General features: G+C 66.3%; 14 protein-coding genes. 13 read left to right on the forward strand and 1 reads right to left on the reverse strand.

The window, feature by feature from the left end; genetic code table 11:
* Window positions 1–105 precede the first annotated feature (105 nt).
* From dnaE to fabZ, 13 genes are all read left to right on the forward strand, one after another.
* Window positions 106–3,630, forward strand: a complete 3,525-nt coding sequence (gene dnaE, locus EV659_RS00660; RefSeq protein ID WP_132706533.1) for a DNA polymerase III subunit alpha — start codon at window positions 106–108, stop codon at window positions 3,628–3,630.
* A gap of 110 nt (window positions 3,631–3,740) precedes the next feature.
* Window positions 3,741–4,520 (forward strand): NUDIX hydrolase, encoded by a 780-nt coding sequence (locus tag EV659_RS00665; RefSeq protein WP_132706535.1) that lies wholly within the window; start codon window positions 3,741–3,743, stop codon window positions 4,518–4,520.
* Window positions 4,521–4,789: 269 nt separating this feature from the next.
* Window positions 4,790–5,593, forward strand: a complete 804-nt coding sequence (gene rpsB / locus EV659_RS00670; protein WP_132706537.1) for a 30S ribosomal protein S2 — start codon at window positions 4,790–4,792, stop codon at window positions 5,591–5,593.
* 117 nt (window positions 5,594–5,710) lie between these two features.
* Entirely contained in the window at window positions 5,711–6,643 is a 933-nt protein-coding gene (gene tsf, locus EV659_RS00675) for a translation elongation factor Ts (RefSeq protein ID WP_132706539.1), read from the forward strand.
* 172 nt (window positions 6,644–6,815) lie between these two features.
* Complete coding sequence (pyrH, locus tag EV659_RS00680; RefSeq protein ID WP_132706541.1) at window positions 6,816–7,547, forward strand: UMP kinase; 732 nt, start codon at window positions 6,816–6,818, stop codon at window positions 7,545–7,547.
* On the forward strand, window positions 7,544–8,104 hold the full coding sequence (gene frr, locus EV659_RS00685) for a ribosome recycling factor (protein ID WP_132707141.1): 561 nt from the start codon (window positions 7,544–7,546) through the stop codon (window positions 8,102–8,104). The genes pyrH and frr overlap by 4 nt, the downstream gene beginning before the upstream one ends.
* Window positions 8,105–8,143: 39 nt before the next feature.
* Window positions 8,144–8,878: an isoprenyl transferase gene (locus EV659_RS00690; protein ID WP_132706542.1), complete on the forward strand. Its 735-nt coding sequence runs from the start codon at window positions 8,144–8,146 to the stop codon at window positions 8,876–8,878.
* 17 nt (window positions 8,879–8,895) lie between these two features.
* A complete protein-coding gene (locus EV659_RS00695) occupies window positions 8,896–9,705 on the forward strand; it encodes a phosphatidate cytidylyltransferase (RefSeq protein WP_132706543.1) in 810 nt (269 codons plus the stop codon).
* Window positions 9,706–9,724: 19 nt separating this feature from the next.
* Window positions 9,725–10,906, forward strand: a complete 1,182-nt coding sequence (locus tag EV659_RS00700; protein ID WP_132706545.1) for a 1-deoxy-D-xylulose-5-phosphate reductoisomerase — start codon at window positions 9,725–9,727, stop codon at window positions 10,904–10,906.
* Between the two features lie 40 nt (window positions 10,907–10,946).
* A complete protein-coding gene (gene rseP, locus EV659_RS00705; RefSeq protein WP_132706547.1) occupies window positions 10,947–12,047 on the forward strand; it encodes an RIP metalloprotease RseP in 1,101 nt (366 codons plus the stop codon).
* 50 nt (window positions 12,048–12,097) lie between these two features.
* A complete protein-coding gene (gene bamA, locus EV659_RS00710; protein WP_165878633.1) occupies window positions 12,098–14,479 on the forward strand; it encodes an outer membrane protein assembly factor BamA in 2,382 nt (793 codons plus the stop codon).
* Window positions 14,479–15,048 (forward strand): OmpH/Skp family outer membrane protein, encoded by a 570-nt coding sequence (locus EV659_RS00715; protein WP_132706551.1) that lies wholly within the window; start codon window positions 14,479–14,481, stop codon window positions 15,046–15,048. The genes bamA and EV659_RS00715 overlap by 1 nt, the downstream gene beginning before the upstream one ends.
* Window positions 15,049–15,247: 199 nt before the next feature.
* Entirely contained in the window at window positions 15,248–15,715 is a 468-nt protein-coding gene (gene fabZ, locus EV659_RS00720; RefSeq protein WP_132706553.1) for a 3-hydroxyacyl-ACP dehydratase FabZ, read from the forward strand.
* Between the two features lie 109 nt (window positions 15,716–15,824).
* On the opposite strand, the gene gltA is transcribed toward fabZ, so the two are convergent.
* On the reverse strand, window positions 15,825–17,114 hold the full coding sequence (gene gltA, locus EV659_RS00725) for a citrate synthase (RefSeq protein ID WP_132706555.1): 1,290 nt from the start codon (window positions 17,112–17,114) through the stop codon (window positions 15,825–15,827).
* Window positions 17,115–17,166: the final 52 nt, after the last annotated feature.

Below are 17,166 nucleotides of genomic sequence, written 5' to 3' on the forward strand. Positions count from 1 at the left end.
GCCTGACCCGCCGGTCGCCCGATCCGAAGGGGGCCCCGATCCGAAGGCAGCCCCGCCCCGAAGGAGGGGCCGCGCGCCGTCCGTCCAGCCAAGGTCCTGCCCGCCATGTCGCAATCGTCGCCCACCGTGCCCCAATCAGCAGCCCATGCCGGGTTCGTGCATCTGCGCGTGCACACCGCCTTTTCGCTTTCCGAAGGGGCGATCCCGATCAAGGCGCTGGCCGAGGCGGTGACCGCCGACGCCCAGCCCGCCGTGGCGATCACCGATACCAACAATCTGTTCGGCGCGCTGGCGTTTTCCCAGACCATGGCGGGCAAAGGCGTGCAGCCGATCCTGGGTGTCACCCTCGGCCTGGAAAACCCGCAGATCGCGCCCGACCGCCACGGCCGCAAGCCGGCGCCCGACCCGCTGGTGCTGCTGGTCCAGAACCAGGTCGGCTATCGCAATCTGATGAAACTGGTGTCCAAGGCGCACCTGGACAGCGGCGACATGGACCCCGCGCACATCGCGCTTAGCGATCTCGACGGTCTGACCGCCGGCTTGATCGCGCTCACCGGCGGCGCGGCGGGGCCGGTGGGCCACCTGTTGCAGCAGGGCCAGGACGTCAAGGCCGAGCGGCTGTTGCTCGACCTGGCGCACCATTTCCCCGGTCGGCTGTATGTGGAGATCCAGCGCCACGGCCTGGCCTGCGAGGCGGCGACCGAAGAACGCTTCATCGAGTTGGCCTATGCCCATGACCTGCCGCTGGTGGCCACCAACCAGGCGTTCTTCCCCGACGCCGAGATGTACGACGCCCACGACACCCTGCTGTGCATCGCCGAGGGGCGCTATCTGCGCGAGACCGAACGGCGCCGGCTGACCCCCGACCACCGGCTGAAGACCGCGCGCGAGATGCGCCTGTTGTTCGCCGACCTGCCCGAGGCGGTGGACAACACGCTGGTGATCGCCCGGCGCTGCGCCTTCAAGGTGGCGCCGATCGACCCGATCCTGCCCAACTTCACCGAGGGCCAGGGCATTTCCGAGGCCGACATGCTGCGCAGCGAGGCCGAGGAGGGCCTGCGCCTGCGCCTCGCCACCCATGTGTTCACCGACGACATGGACGAGCCGGCGCGCGCGGCCGCCGCCAAACCCTATTGGGAGCGCCTGGAGCACGAGCTCAAGATCATCAACCAGATGGGCTTTCCGGGCTACTTCCTGATCGTCGCCGACTTCATCCAGTGGGCCAAGGACAATGGCATCCCGGTGGGGCCCGGGCGCGGCTCGGGGGCCGGCTCGCTGGTTGCCTTTTCGTTGCGCATCACCGATCTGGACCCGCTGCGTTTCACCTTGCTGTTCGAACGGTTCCTGAACCCCGAGCGCGTGTCGATGCCTGACTTCGACGTGGACTTCTGCCAGGACAAGCGCGAGCGGGTGATCCACTATGTGCAGGAGAAATACGGCCGCGACCGGGTCGCGCAGATCATCACCTTCGGGAAGTTCCAGGCCCGGATGATCCTGCGCGATGTGGGCCGGGTCGCCGAACAGGCGTACCGCGAGACCGACAAGCTGTGCAAGATGGTGCCCAACAACCCGGCCAATCCGGTGACCTTGCAAGAGGCCATCGACACCGAGCCGCGGCTGGCCGAGGCGATCCGCACGGACGAACAGACCCGGCTGATCGTCGACCGGGCGCTCAAGCTCGAAGGGCTCTACCGCCACGCCTCGACCCACGCCGCCGGGGTGGTGATCGGCGACCGGCCGCTCGACGAGCTGGTGCCGCTCTACCGCGACCCGCGCTCCGACATGCCGGTGACCCAGTTCGACATGAAGTGGGTCGAACAGGCGGGCCTGGTCAAGTTCGACTTTCTCGGCCTCAAGACGCTGACCGTGCTGGCCCGGGCGGTCGATTACATCGCCGAACGCGGCATCAAGGTGGACCTGGATACCGTCCCGCTCGACGACCCGGCCAGCTTCGCCATGCTGTCGGCGGGCGACAGCGCCGGCGTGTTCCAGCTTGAAAGCACCGGCATGCGCAAGGTGCTCAAGGGGCTCAAGCCCGACAAGTTCGAGGATATCATCGCCATCGTGGCGCTTTATCGGCCCGGGCCGATGGACAATATCCCCACCTATATCGAGCGCAAGCACGGCCGCGAGGTGGTCGAATACCCCCATGAGATGATCGCCCAGGTGCTCGAAGAGACCTATGGGGTGCCGATCTATCAGGAACAGGTGATGCAGATCGCCCAGGTCATGGCCGGCTATACGCTGGGCCAGGCCGACCTGCTGCGCCGCGCCATGGGCAAGAAAAAAGCCGAAGAGATGGACAAACAGCGCCAGATCTTCGTCGCCGGGGCGGCCGAGCGCGACGTGCCCGAGAAGAAGGCGCACGAGATCTTCGACCTGTTGGCCAAGTTCGCGGGCTATGGCTTCAACAAATCGCACGCCGCCGCCTATGCGCTGGTCTCGTACCACACCGCCTATCTCAAGGCCAATTACCCGGTCGAGTTCATGGCCGCGATCATGTCGCTCGACCTCAACAATACCGACAAGCTGGGCCAGTTCCGCGACGACGTGCGCCAGATGGGCATCGAGCTCAAGGGCCCCGACATCAACAAGTCCGGCCGCCACTTCCGGGTCGAGCCGGTCGACGACGCGATGGACGCCGACGACCCGCGCGCGGGCCTCGGGATTCGCTACGCGCTCGCCGCCATCAAGGGCGTGGGCGAGAAGGCGGTCGAACAGATCGTCGCCGAACGGCGCGCCAACGGGGCCTATAAGGACCTGTTCGACTTCGCCGAGCGGGTCGACCCCAAGCTGATGAACCGCCGGCAGTTGGAACAACTGGCCGCCGCCGGCGCCTTCGACAGCCTGAACGCCAACCGCGCGCAGGTTGCCGCCAGCGCCGAGATGCTCATGCGCCACGCCGCCGACGCGGCCGAACGGCGCAGCTCGGCGCAGGTCAACCTGTTCGGCGAGGCCGCCGACGACAGCCGGCCGCCCTTGCCCGACATGCAGCCCTGGCTGCCCATGGACCAGTTGACCTACGAACTCGGCGCGATCGGCTTTCACCTGTCGGCCCATCCGCTCGACAGTTATGACGAAGCGGTGCGCAGGCTCGACGCGGTGGCGGCGGAGGATGTGCTCGCCGGCAAGGTGCAGGGCGAGACGCTGCCCATGGTCGGCGCCATCGTCGACTTCGCCCAGCGCAAGAGCCGCAAGGGCAAGCCGTTCGGCATTCTGACCCTGTCGGACCGGACGGCGAAGTATGAGGTGATGGTGTTCTCCGACATGCTCGACGGCGCGCGCACCCTGGCCGAAGCCGGGGCGCCGTTGCTCGCCAAGGTCGAGACCCGGCGGCGCGAGGATGACGACATGGTGCGCCTGAGCGCCAAGGCGTTGCAGCCGCTCGACGACGCCATCGCGCAGAAGGCCGCGACCTTGAAGGTCTATCTGACCGAGACCGACCCCCTGGCCAATCTGGCCGAGTTGTTGGGCCGCTATCGCGGCGGCCGCGGCAAGGTGCAGTTGATCCTCGGGCTCGACGGTCAGCGCGAAGCCGAACTGGAACTGGACGGCGGCTATAAGATCGCGCCACCCTTGCGCCAGGCGCTGGCTCATATGCGCGGCGTCGTGGAAGTGGAGGAGGTCTGAGACCCATGGCGATGTCGGCGGTATCGGGACAGGACGGGCGGCCCACGGTTGAGACCGATCCGGAGGCGGAGCCCAAGAGCGGAGCGACAACCGGGCGGGCAGCCGGGCAGGTGGCAGGGCCGGTCCCGGCGCTGCCGGCTGCCTCGCTTCTGGTGGTGCGCGACGGGCCGGCGGGGCTGGAGGTGCTGATGCAGACGCGCGCCGCCGGGCTGTCGTTCGCCGGCGGACTGATGGTGTTCCCCGGCGGCCGGGTCGACCGCTTCGACGGGCCGGGCATCGAAGGCTTTCGCCGCGGTGGCGTGCGTGAGCTGTTCGAGGAGACCGGCCTTCTGCTCGCCCGCCCGCGCGGCGCCCAGGCGCCGGTGGGCGAGGCGCGGCGGCGCCAGGTGGCCCGGCGCTACCGCGACCGGGTCAGCCGCAAGCCCGGCCTGTGGCGGCACATGCTGCGCCGGGAAGGGCTGGTGGAGGGGTGTGCCACCGGTCTGGGCGATCTGGTGGCGTTCGCCCATTGGATCACTCCTGAGCCGGTGCCCAAGCGCTTCGACACCCGGTTCTTTCTGGTCCGGGCGCCACGCGGCCAGCGCTCCAGTCCCGACGGCGCCGAGGCGGTCGCCTTGCAGTGGCTGAGCCCGCACCGTCTGCTCGACGCCTGGGCGCGCGAGGAGGCATTGCTCATGTTCCCGACCCGGCTGATCCTGACCAAGCTGGCGCGCGCGCGCACCGTGGCCGAGGCCTTGGGCCTGGCGCGCGCCAGCGTCGACGCGGCGATCCTGCCCAAGGTGATCTCACGCGACGGCCGGCGCACCGTGACCATCCCGGCCGACGCCGGCTATGGCGTCACCGAGGCCAGCCATCTGGACGCCGAATTGCGCGTCCGCCGGCGCTGGTGACGGCTGCGGCCGGCAGCCGCTCAGCCTAGGGGTCCGGTCGTCCCGTGCGCGTCCGGTCCGGCACCGGGGTTGTGTACCATCGGGATCGCCGCCACTTAAGGCTTGCAAAGCGATCGGGCGACGGGTAAGACCGCGCCCGCGAAAGCAATCTCACACGCAGGGTTCGGGCCCGCCGGGGGAGACATCCCCGTCCGGCCCCTCCGGTGTCCATGGGATCGACCCATGGATCGCTAACCCTGCGGCGGATCAACCGGAAAAGGAGACAGGATATGGCCCTGCCCGACATTTCCATGCGCCAGCTTCTGGAAGCCGGCGTGCACTTCGGCCACCAGACCCACCGTTGGAACCCGAAGATGGCGCCGTTCATCTTCGGCGATCGCAACCGCGTTCACATCATCGACCTGTCGCAGACCGTGCCGCTGTTCGACCGCGCGCTGCGCGAAATGCGCGACGTGGCCGCCAATGGCGGGCGCATTTTGTTCGTCGGCACCAAGCGCCAGGCCGCCCCGGTGATCGCCGAGACCGCGCAGCGTTGCGGCCAGTACTTCGTCAACCACCGCTGGCTCGGCGGCATGCTGACCAACTGGAAGACCATCTCGCACTCGATCCGCCGCCTGAAGACGCTGGACGAGCGCTTGGGCGAAAGCGAAACCGGTCTGACCAAGAAGGAACGGCTTGACCTGACGCGCGAGCGCGACAAGTTGGAGTTGAGCCTGGGCGGCATTCGCGAGATGGGCGGTCTGCCCGACATGATCGTGGTCATCGACACCAACCGCGAAGATCTGGCGATCAAGGAAGCGCGCCGGCTGAACATCCCGGTGGTCGCGGTGGTCGACACCAACTGCGACCCCGACGGCATCACCTTCCCGGTGCCGGGCAATGACGATGCCAGCCGGGCGATCCGGCTGTATTGCGACCTGATGGCGGCGGCGGTGCTCGACGGCCTGCAAGAGTCGCTGCGCGCGCAGGGCATTGACCTCGGCGAGACTGACGCGCCGGTGGCCGAAGAGGCGCTGGCGCCGTCGGACGCCGCGGGCGACGGCGCCGCGGCCGCGCCGGCCGACGCGTCCTGATCGAACCACGGTCGGGGCGGTGCCCCGACCGTGCCGGAGCAAGCGGATTGAAGCGGTCGACCGGCTCGGCAGCGCTCAGGCGCGCGGCCGGCGGTCGAGACACAAGGACGATTGAAGATGGCTCAGATTACGGCGGCAATGGTGAAGAGCCTGCGCGAAAAGACCGGCGCGGGCATGATGGACTGCAAGAAGGCGCTGGCCGAAACCGACGGCGACGTGGACGCCGCGGTCGATTGGTTGCGCACCAAGGGGCTGTCGCAGGCGGCCAAGAAATCCGGGCGCGCGGCGGCCGAGGGCCTGGTGGGCCTGGCGGTTGACGGCACCCGGGGCGCGCTGGTCGAGGTCAATGCCGAGACCGACTTCGTGGCCCGCAACGAGCAGTTTCAGGGCTTCGTGGAAACCGTCGCCGGCCTGGCGCTGGCCGAGGGCGGCGACATGGACGGCTTGAAGGACAAGCCCTATCCGGGCAGCGACCGCACGCTGGGCGACGAGCTGACCCACCTGATCGCCACCATCGGCGAGAACATGGAGCTGCGCCGCGCGGTGCGGGTCGAGGTGGCGCAGGGCGTCATCGGCAGCTATGTGCACGGCGCGGTCAAGGCCGGCACGCTCGGCAAGATCGGCGTGCTGGTGGCGCTGGAAGGCGACGCGGCCGAAGACAAGATGCAGGAGTTGGCCAAGCATATCGCCATGCATGTGGCGGCGACCAACCCGGCGTCGCTCGACGTGGCCGATCTCGACCCCGAACTGGTCGAGCGCGAAAAGCAGGTCCAGCGCGACAAGGCCGCCGACAGCGGCAAGCCCGCCGAGATCATCGAGAAGATGATCGAAGGCCGGATGCGCAAATTCTACGAAGAGGTCTGCCTGATGAAGCAGATCTCGGTGGTCGACGGCGAGACCAAGATCGAAAAGCTGATCGAGCAGGCGGCCAAGGATGCCGGCGCGTCGATCACGCTCAAGGCCTATGTCCGCTACGAGCTGGGCGAGGGCAAAGAGAAGAAGGAAGACGATTTCGCCGCGGAAGTGGCGGCGGCTGCGGCCGGGTCCTGATCGCCCCGCCGGATCGTTCCGGGCCCGGTGACCTTGTCGCCGGGCCTTTTTCATGGCTGACCCGCCCGCGGCCGGGTCGCAACCCGCTGTCTGGCGGGCGCGATTGAGTGTTGGCAAGCCGCGGAGAACCTGACTATTGTGCGCCACTTCTTGAGCCAGGGGGGCTAAGGCCATGACCGAACCCGAACCGGTCCGACGCGTTCTGATCAAATTGTCCGGCGAGGCCCTGATGGGCGACCAGCAATATGGGATCAGTCCGGCGACGGTGAACCGGGTGGCCGAGGAACTGATGGCCGCGCACGATGCCAATGTGGAGATTTGCGCCGTGGTCGGCGGCGGCAACATCTTTCGCGGCCTGGCCGCCGCCGCCAAGGGCTTCGACCGGGCGTCGGCGGATTATATGGGCATGCTGGCCACGGTGATGAACGCGCTCGCGGTTCAGAACGCGCTCGAAAAGCTCGGCGTACCGACCCGGGTGCAATCGGCGATCCATATGGAAAGCGTGTGCGAGCCCTATCTGCGCCGCCGGGCGATCCGGCATATGGAAAAGGGCCGCATCGTCATCTTCGCCGCCGGCACCGGCAACCCGTTTTTCTCCACCGACACGGCCGCCGCCCTGCGCGCCGCCGAAATGGGCTGCCATGCGGTGTTCAAGGCGACCCAGGTGGACGGCGTCTATACCGCCGACCCCAAGACCGACCCGTCGGCCGAGCGCTATGAGCGGCTGACCTATATGGATGTCCTGCGCGACGACCTGAAGGTGATGGACGCCAGCGCCATCTCGCTGTGTCGCGAAAACGGGATTCCCATCTATGTGTTCTCCATCGAGGATCAGGGCGAACTCGGCCGGGTCCTGCGCGGTGAGGGGACTTGCACGATTATCGGAGAGGAAGTGGCAGCATGAGCGGAGCGTTCGACAAAAAAGACCTGAAACGGCGGATGGACGGCGCGGTGGACGCGCTGAAGCACGAATTCTCGGGCCTGCGCACCGGCCGGGCGAGCGCCAGCCTGCTCGACCCCGTAACGGTGACCGTCTATGGCAGCAGCATGCCGATCAACCAGGTCGGCTCGATCACGGTGCCCGAGCCGCGCATGCTCGCCGTCCAGGTCTGGGACCAGAACAATGTCGGCGCGGTCGAGAAAGCGATTCGCAATGCCGGCATCGGTCTCAACCCGATGATCGACGGCCAGACCATCCGGGTACCGGTGCCCGAACTCAATGAAGAACGGCGCAAGGAATTGACCAAAGTTGCGGGCAAATATGCCGAACAGGCGCGCATTGCCGTGCGCAACGTGCGCCGTGACGGCATGGAGGGCCTGAAAAAGTTGGAGAAGGATGGCGAGATCGGTGAAGATGACGCCAAGCGGCGTGCCGACGAGGTCCAAAAAATGACCGATTCCACCATCAAGGAAATCGACAGCCTGCTGGAAGCAAAAGAAAAGGAAATCATGCAGGTCTGACGATCGGGTCTGAGGATTGAGTCTTAGGATTCTGGCGCCATGTTGCACGCCAAGCCCCAAATCGAAGCCAGCGTCGCACAGCCGCGCCACGTTGCCATCATCATGGACGGCAACGGACGCTGGGCGGCGCGCCGCCGCCTGCCGCGCGCCTTCGGCCACCGTCAAGGCGCGGAAGCCGTGCGCCGGGCGGTGCGCGCGGCGGTGCGCCAGGGCGTTTCGGTGCTGACGCTTTATGCCTTCTCGTCCGAGAACTGGAAGCGGCCGCCCGACGAGATCGACGATCTGATGGGGCTGCTTCGCCACTATCTGCGCCGCGAGGTGGACGAATTGGACGCCCAGGGCGTGCGCGTGCGGGTGATCGGCTCGCGCGATCGGCTGTCGGCCGATATCCTGTCGCTGATCGACATGGCCGAGCGGCGCACTGCGGCCAACGGCACCATGCAACTGGTGCTGGCGCTGAATTACGGCGCCCAGGGCGAGATCGTCAGTGCGGTGCGCTGCATCGCCTCGTCGATCGCGCGCGGCGAAATGACCGCCGACCAGGTCACCGAAGAGACCGTCGCCCGGCATCTGTTCACCAACGATCTGCCGGACCCGGATCTGATCATCCGCACCAGCGGTGAAAAACGGCTGTCCAATTTTCTGTTGTGGCAGTCGGCCTATGCCGAGTTGGAGTTCATGGACGTGCTGTGGCCCGACTTTCAGGAAAGCCACCTCGATTCAGCGATCGAGGATTTCCGCACCCGCGACCGCCGTTTCGGCGCCCGATCCTGACCCCGCCCCGGACGCCCATGGCGCACCGTCTTTTCCAGGGTCTGTTGCCCCGCATCCTGTCGGCTTTGGTGCTGATCCCGTTGGCGTTGGGCGCGGTCAGCGCCGGCGGGCCGATCTTCGCCGCCATGGTCGCGGTGGCCGGTCTGGTCATGGCGACCGAATTCGCCCGCCTGTTCGCCGACGCCGGCTGGACGGCGCGCGGGCTCGGGCGCTTCTACCTGCCGCTCAACATCGCCATCGCGCTGGCGCTGCCGGCGTTGACCTGGGGCGGGCTCGAAGGCCAGGCGCTGGTGGCGGTGGCCGGGGGCGCCGGTCTGGTGGTCCTGCTGGGCTGGCTGTTCGACCGCACCGGGCCTGTTTGGGGCGGCGTTGCCGGGCTTTATGTCTGGCTGCCCTGTTTCTGTCTTGCCTGGATGCGTGGGCAGGAGGGCGGGCTTGGCTGGGTGGTCTGGGCATTCCTGCTGGTCTGGGCCACCGACATCGGCGGCTATTTTGCCGGCAAGCTGATCGGCGGGCCCAAGCTGATGCCCCGGGTCAGCCCGAACAAGACCTGGGCCGGGGCGGTCGGCGGTCTGGTTTGTGCGGCGGCGAGCTCTGCCGTGTGCGGTTGGGTCTTTGAGGCGTTGCCGCTGTCCCTTACCCTTGGTATGAGCCTGCCACTGGCGGCGTGGAGCCAGCTGGGCGACATGGCGGAAAGCGCCATCAAACGCCGGTTCGGTGTCAAGGATTCGGGGCGGTTGATCCCCGGCCACGGGGGTATGATGGATCGGGTCGACGGCTTGGTCTTCGTCACGCCGGTCCTTGCCGCCACGATCCTGTTTCTTTGAGCCAAGGCAGCACACAGCGATGAAAGACAGCAATCCGAGCCACGCACCGAAGGCGGTCACCATTCTGGGCTCGACCGGCTCGGTGGGGGCGAACACGCTGGACCTGATCGGCCGCGACCCGGATGCCTACACGGTGGTCGCCCTGACCGCCAACGAGAATGTGGCCGCGCTGGCCGACCAATGCCGGCGTTTCCGTCCGCAGATGGCGGTGATCGCCAACCCCGAGCGCTATGGCGACCTGGTCGCCGCGCTCGATGGCACCGGCATTGAGGTGCGCGCCGGCGCCGACGCGGTGATCGAGGCGGCGAGCCTGCCCGCCGACTGGCTGATGGGCGCCATCGTCGGCGCCGCCGGGCTCAAGCCGACCATGGCTGCGGTCGAACGCGGCACCACCGTGGCGCTGGCCAACAAGGAATGCTTGGTGTGCGCCGGCGAGTTGGTGACCGCCGCGGTGGAGCGCTGCGGCTCGATCCTGTTGCCGGTGGATTCCGAGCATAACGCCATTTTCCAGGTGTTCGACTTCGACAAGGCCGACGACGTGTCGCGCATCCTGTTGACCGCGTCGGGCGGGCCGTTCCGCACCCGCGCGCGCGACAGCCTGGCCCAAGTGACGCCCGAGGAGGCGGTCGCCCATCCCAACTGGTCCATGGGCGCCAAGATTTCGGTCGACAGCGCCACGATGATGAACAAGGGCCTGGAACTGATCGAAGCCTATCACCTGTTTCCGGTGCCCGAGGAGCGCATCGAGATCGTCGTCCACCCGCAATCGATTATCCATTCGATGGTGGAATATGCCGACGGCTCGGTATTGGCCCAGCTCGGGTCGCCCGACATGCGCACGCCCATCGGCTACACCCTCGGCTGGCCCGAGCGGATCGCTACACCGTCGCCGCGCCTTGATTTCGCCACGCTGGCCCGGCTGGATTTCGAAGCCCCGGACCCCGACCGGTTCCCGGCCCTGACCCTGACGCGCGACGCGCTGCGCGCCGGCGGCAGCGCGCCGGCGGTGATGAACGCAGCCAATGAGGTGGCCGTGAAGCATTTCTTGAACCGCACGCTGAGTTTCCTCGGCATCACCGACGTGGTTGCCGAGACGCTGGCGGCCATGCCGGCGCGGCCGCTGGCCGATTTGGACGATGTGATCGCCCTCGACGCCGAGGCACGGCGCCGGGCCGAGGAAGCCGTGATGCGGCGCGCCTGATCTGCCGACCCGCCCCAAACGCCCCTAGGAGCCGTCGCCCATGGAAGCCGACACGCCAGGCCTGCTGTACACGCTGGGCGCCTTTGCGCTGGCGCTTGGCGTGCTCGTGTTCATCCACGAGTGGGGCCACTACTATGTGGGCCGCCTCTTAGGGGTGGGGGCGGAGGCCTTTTCGATCGGGTTCGGGCCGGAGATCGCCGGCTGGACCGACCGTCGCGGCACTCGCTGGCGGGTCAGCCTGATCCCCTTGGGCGGCTATGTGAAGTTTGTCGGCGACATGAACCCGGCGAGCGTGCCCGACGCCCGCCAGTCGGCGGAAGACGCGCCGCCGGACGCCTTCCACACCAAGGCGCTGTGGCGACGGGCGCTGATCGTTGGCGCCGGCCCGGCGGTCAATCTGGCGTTTGCGGTGCTGATCTTCGCCGCCACCTTCTGGATCAACGGCCAGAGCGTCAATCCCGCGATCGTCGAGGATCTGGTGCCCGGGTCGGCAGCCGAAGCCGCCGGCATCCAGCCCGGCGATCGGATCGTCGCGGTCGACGGGGAGCGCATCGACCGCTTCACGGAGTTGAACCGGCGGGTGCGCATCAACGCCGGCACGCCCATGTCGGTGACCGTGCTGCGCGCCGGCGACCGGCGCACCCTGACCATCACGCCCGATCGGATCGAACGCGAGGATCGGTTCGGCAACCGCTACACCATCGGCCAGTTGGGCATTTATCGCCAAGCCACCGAGCAAGTGCGCCAGCTGTCGCTGCCCATGGCGCTGGTGGAAGGGGTGCGCGAGACCGGGCGAACCGCCCAGACCATGTATGTGGCTCTGCGCCAAATCATTCTCGGGCTGCGGCCGGTGGAGGATCTGAGTGGACCGGTCAAGATTGCGCAATATTCGGGCCAGCAACTTTCGCTTGGTGCCGAGACCTTCATCTTGTTCATGGCGTTGATCTCGGTCAATCTCGGGCTCGTCAACCTGCTGCCCATTCCGGTTCTTGACGGGGGGCACCTGCTCTTTTACGCCATCGAAGCGGTCACAGGGGGGCCGGTCCCGCCTCGGGTGCAGGAATTGGGCAATCTCATCGGTTTGGCGCTGGTGCTCAGTCTCATGCTCCTGGTCACCTGGAACGACGTTTCATCGCTATAGCGGCGGTCGCCGGGCATTGCGGCCGGTTTATCAATTGGGGGTTTTCTGCCGTGTCATTTTTTTGTCGGCTTGCGGCCTGGGGGGTGATCCTGGTGGGCTTGGGCGTGGTTGCGCCGCGCGCTGTGCCGCCGGCCAACGCTCAGACACAGACCGGCACGATCTCGCGCATCGAGGTGGTCGGCAACCAGCGCATCGAGGCGGGTACGGTGATTTCCTATCTGACCGTGCGGCCGGGCGACCGGTTCGACCCGCAGCGCCTGAACGACAGCCTCAAGGCGCTGGTCAATACCGGGCTGTTCGCCGACGTGGCGTTCCAGACCCGCGGCAGCGTGCTGGTGATCGCGGTCGAAGAAAACCCGATCATCAACCGCATTCGCTTCGACGGCAACGACAAGCTGGACAATGACGAGTTGCAGGAAGAGGCGCAGTTGCGCCCGCGCCAGGTGTTCACCCGCGCCAAGGTCCGCGCCGACGTCCAGCGGATGCTGGAGATCTACCGCGCCAAGGGCCATTTCGCGGCGATCATCGAGCCCAAGATCGTGTCGCTGTCGCAAAACCGGGTCGACCTGGTCTACGAGATATCCGAAGGCCCCAAGTCCAAGGTTCGGCGGATCAACTTCATCGGCAACAAGGCGTTTTCCGACGGCGAGTTGCGCGGCGAGATGGTCTCGGTCGAGGCACGCTGGTGGAAGCTGTTCACCTCGTTCGACACCTATGACCCCGACCGGCTGGCGTTCGACGCCTCGGAGCTGCGCGGCTTCTATCAGGATCAGGGCTATGCCGACTTCCGGCTGATCTCCCAGGTTTCGGAACTGACGCCTGACCGCAAGGATTTCATCGTCACCTTCGTGGTCGACGAGGGCGAGATCTACACCTTCGGCAACATCGAGGTGGAAAGCGAGATCCGCGACATCAATCCGCAACTGTTCCGCGGCTTCTTGAACATTCGCGAAGGCGGCACTTTTTCGGCCAGCGGGATTTCCAACAGTGTCGACAATCTGACCAACGCCGCCGGCGTGCTCGGCTTTGCGTTCGTCAACATCGCCGTCGACCAGACCCGCAACCGCGAAGACCGGACCATCGACGTGAAGTTCACCGTCGAGTCCGCGCCGCGGGTCTATGTGGAACGCATCGACGTGCGCGGCAATGTGCGCACGCTCGACCGGGTGATCCGCCGCGAAATGCGGCTGAGCGAGGGCGATGCCTTCAACCTGTCGAAGCAGGAACGCTCGCGCCAGCGCATCCAGCAACTGGGCTTCTTCCGCGAGGTGGAGATCGAGCAACTGCCGGGTAGCCAGAACGACCGTATCGTCCTCGACGTGTCGGTGCAGGAGGAGGCGACCGGCAGCGTCAGCCTCAGTGCTGCCTTCTCGTCGTTCGCCGCGTTCTCGTTCCAGTTCGGGTTGCAGCAGCGCAACTTCTTGGGCAAGGGACAGAATCTGGCGTTCAACTTCTCGATCTCGGCCTTGTCCACCAACACCAGCATCAGCTTCACCGAACCGTGGCTGTTCGGGCGCGAACTGCGCGGCGGGTTCGACATCTTCCGCACCGATATCAACAACACCGTGCGCGGCGTGCGGATCTCGGCGTTCGAGCAGACCAGCTACGGGCTGACCTTGCGCGCCGGCCTGCCGCTGACCGAATATGTGGGCCTGGGCGTCAACTACACGATCCGGTCGGACGACATCACGCCGCGAACCACCGGCGATGCGGTGTTCAACCTGTTGCTCAACCAGCAATCGGGCGATTTCCTGACCTCGCAGTTGGGCTATAATCTGGTTTACAACACGCTCAACCATCCGATCCGGCCGACCCGGGGCACGCGCGCCACGTTCAGCCAGAACTTTGCCGGTCTGGGCGGCGATATCACCCGGCTGACCACCCGCTTCGATTATGACCGGTTCACGCCGCTGTGGTACGGCTTCGTCTTCCGGCTTGGGCTCGAAGGCGGCTTTGTCGAAGGTCTGGGCCAGCCTGTGCGCACCCAGGACGCCTTCTTCATCGGCGGTCCGCGCATTCGCGGCTTCGATAACTCGGGCATCGGTCCGCGTGAGTTGCTGGTTGACGACGACGGCACCGTTTTGGATTCCAGCCGGCAATTCCCGCTCGGCGGCAACGCCTTCTATCTGGGCACGGCGGAATTGTTCCTGCCGCTTGGCGAAGGCGCGCGCGAGTTGGGCGTTCAGGCCAGCGCGTTTGCCGACGTGGGCTCGTTGTGGGATACCGATTTCGAGGAGTTCGCGACGACGCAGCAACAGCTCAACGCGCTCAACTTCGCGGACAGTTCGCAGCCGCGGCTGGCGGTCGGGTTCGGGGTCTCGTGGGAGTCGCCGTTCGGGCCGTTCCGCATCGATCTGGCGTGGCCGATCCTCAAACAAGAGAATGTGGACAACACGCAGACCCTTCAATTCAACGTGGGAACCTCTTTCTGATGACACGGATACCTTTTCTGACGACAGCCTTTGCCGTCCTGATGACCCTGGTGGCCGGCGCCGCCGCCGCGCAAGACACGCCGGTGGCCCGCATCCTGGTGGTCGACTTCCAACGGGTGAACAATGACAGCCTGGTGGGCCAGGATATCGCCGCCCAGATGCAAAGCTTCCGCGTCGACATGGAAGGCCGGCAGCGCGAATTGCAGGAGGCGCTGCGCTCCAAGGTGGAAGAGCTGCAAGCCCAGCGGAACATGCTCAGCGAAGAGGTGCTGCAAGAGCGCGTCCAGGGCATCCAGCAAGAAGAGCAGGCCGCCAACCAGGAAGTGCGCGACCTGATGAACCGCGGCCAGAACGCCATGCAGCAGGCCCGCCTCGAAGTGCGCCGGGTACTGCGCCCGATCATCAAGGGCATCATGGAAGAGCGCGACGCCACCATGGTGCTGGACAAGAATATCGTCAGCCAGCACGTCTCGGGCCTCGACGTCACCACCGCGGTGATCGAACGCCTGGACGCCGAAATGGCCAGCTTCGACGTCAACCTGCCCACCAAGGGCGAAGGCGGGAACTGACCGCACACCCGCGCCGATCCGCCCGGGCCGGACCGACCCCGGCGGATCGGCGGCGTCGAGACCGTTGATTGACGGGGCTGGGACGGGGCGTCCGGCCCCGTAGCGCGTTCCAGGCCGCCCGCCGCCGTTGGCCGCGTCGGGTCCCCAGCCCCTCGGGGCCCCCCACCGGTCCCCTGTGCCAGATAAGGAGAATAACGCCATGTCGCAGACCCTGGAGGTTCTGGAGATTCAGCAGGTGTTGGAACACCTGCCGCATCGGTATCCGTTCCTGCTGATCGACCGGCTGGAAGACATCGTGCCCAGCGAAAGCGCCACCGGCGTCAAGATGGTCACCATCAACGAGCCGTTCTTCCCGGGCCACTTCCCCGGCGCGCCGGTGATGCCGGGCGTGTTGATCATCGAGGCGATCGCCCAATCGGCGGCGGCCCTGGTGGTCCACAGCCTGGGCGACGACGGCTTTGGCCGGCTGGTCTATTTCATGACCATCGACAAGGCCCGGTTCCGCAAGCCGGTGCATCCGGGCAGCGTGCTCAAGCTGCACGTGCAGAAAGAACGCCAGCGCCGCGATGTCTGGCGCTTCGCCGGCACCGCCACGGTCGACGGCACGACGGTTGCCGAAGCGGTGATCTCGGCCATGCTGCTGCCCAAGGACGCCGCCGAGGGGTAAGCCCGCCGCGCCCGCGGCGTGGCGATGACCGGACAAAAAAGGCCGCGCCCGGAGACACCGGGCGCGGCCTTTGGTTTGACCGCTTGGCGGTGCGGTTGGCGCTCTTGGCTCAGCCGCGTTCGTGGATCGGCTTGATGTCGCGCCGGGTCGGCCCGGTGTAGAGCTGACGGGGCCGGCCGATGCGCTGGCTCGGGTCCTCGATCATCTCGTTCCACTGGGCGATCCAGCCCGAGGTGCGGGCGAGCGCGAACAACACGGTGAACATGCTGCGCGGGAAGCCCATCGCCTTGAGGATAATGCCCGAATAGAAGTCCACATTGGGGTAGAGCTTCTTCTCGATAAAGTATTCGTCTTCAAGGGCGATGCGTTCAAGCTCGCGCGCGGTTTCGAACAGCGGGTCGCTGACGCCCAGTTCGTCGAGCACCGCATGAGCGGCTTTCTGCATCACTTTGGCGCGCGGGTCGTAATTCTTGTAGACCCGGTGGCCGAAGCCCATCAGACGGAACGGGTCGTCCTTGTCTTTGGCCTTGGCGATGTAGGTCTGGATCTGGTCGGGCGTGCCGATCTCTTCGAGCATTTCGAGCGCCGCCTCGTTGGCGCCGCCATGGGCGGGGCCCCACAGGCTGGCGATGCCGGCGGCGATGCAGGCGAACGGGTTGGCACCCGACGAGCCGGCCAGCCGCACCGTCGACGTGGACGCGTTCTGCTCATGGTCGGCATGGAGCGTGAAGATCAGGTCCATGGCGCGTTCCAGCGTCGGCGAGGGATGGTAGGTCTCGCACGGCACCGAGAACATCAAGTGCAGGAAGTTGGCCGAATAACTCAGATCGTTGCGCGGGTAGGTGAACGGCTGGCCGATCGAGTATTTATAGGCCATCGCCGCGATGGTCGGCATCTTGGCGATCAGGCGATAGCTGGCGATCAGCCGTTGCTTGGGGTCACGGATGTCGGTGCTGTCGTGATAGAAGGCCGACAGGGCGCCGACCACGCCGACCATGATCGCCATCGGGTGGGCGTCGCGGCGGAAGCCGTTGTAGAAGTTCTTCAGCTGTTCATGGACCATGGTGTGATAGGTCACGCCATGGACGAAGTCTTCTTTCTCCGACGCGGTCGGAAGGTCGCCGAACAGCAGCAGATAACAGACTTCCATATAGTCGCACTGTTCGGCCAGTTGCTCGATCGGATAGCCGCGATAGAGCAATTCGCCCTTGTCGCCGTCGATATAGGTGATCTTGGATTCGCAACTGGCCGTCGAGGCAAAGCCCGGGTCATAGGTGAACATGCCGGTCTGGCTGTACAACTGGCGGACATCGAGTACCGCCGGGCCTACCGTTCCCTCGCGATAGGGTAGGTCGGCGCTGGTGCCGTTGGACCCGTTGAGCGTGTAACTCTGAGACATTCCCTTTCTCCTTACCTAGAGACCCCATCGGGGGTCGGTCGGCATGGCGCTG

The organism is Rhodothalassium salexigens DSM 2132, assembly GCF_004341375.1.
Lineage (GTDB): Bacteria > Pseudomonadota > Alphaproteobacteria > Sphingomonadales > Rhodothalassiaceae > Rhodothalassium > Rhodothalassium salexigens.

Coding starts and splice junctions, on each gene's coding strand:
- pyrH (WP_132706541.1), top strand. CDS start 6,816: ATGACCGAACCCGAACCGGTCCGACGCGTTCTGATCAAATTGTCCGGC.
- rseP (WP_132706547.1), top strand. CDS start 10,947: ATGGAAGCCGACACGCCAGGCCTGCTGTACACGCTGGGCGCCTTTGCG.
- fabZ (WP_132706553.1), top strand. CDS start 15,248: ATGTCGCAGACCCTGGAGGTTCTGGAGATTCAGCAGGTGTTGGAACAC.
- dnaE (WP_132706533.1), top strand. CDS start 106: ATGTCGCAATCGTCGCCCACCGTGCCCCAATCAGCAGCCCATGCCGGG.
- EV659_RS00695 (WP_132706543.1), top strand. CDS start 8,896: ATGGCGCACCGTCTTTTCCAGGGTCTGTTGCCCCGCATCCTGTCGGCT.
- rpsB (WP_132706537.1), top strand. CDS start 4,790: ATGGCCCTGCCCGACATTTCCATGCGCCAGCTTCTGGAAGCCGGCGTG.
- EV659_RS00690 (WP_132706542.1), top strand. CDS start 8,144: ATGTTGCACGCCAAGCCCCAAATCGAAGCCAGCGTCGCACAGCCGCGC.
- tsf (WP_132706539.1), top strand. CDS start 5,711: ATGGCTCAGATTACGGCGGCAATGGTGAAGAGCCTGCGCGAAAAGACC.
- frr (WP_132707141.1), top strand. CDS start 7,544: ATGAGCGGAGCGTTCGACAAAAAAGACCTGAAACGGCGGATGGACGGC.
- EV659_RS00715 (WP_132706551.1), top strand. CDS start 14,479: ATGACACGGATACCTTTTCTGACGACAGCCTTTGCCGTCCTGATGACC.
- EV659_RS00700 (WP_132706545.1), top strand. CDS start 9,725: ATGAAAGACAGCAATCCGAGCCACGCACCGAAGGCGGTCACCATTCTG.
- gltA (WP_132706555.1), bottom strand. CDS start 17,114: ATGTCTCAGAGTTACACGCTCAACGGGTCCAACGGCACCAGCGCCGAC.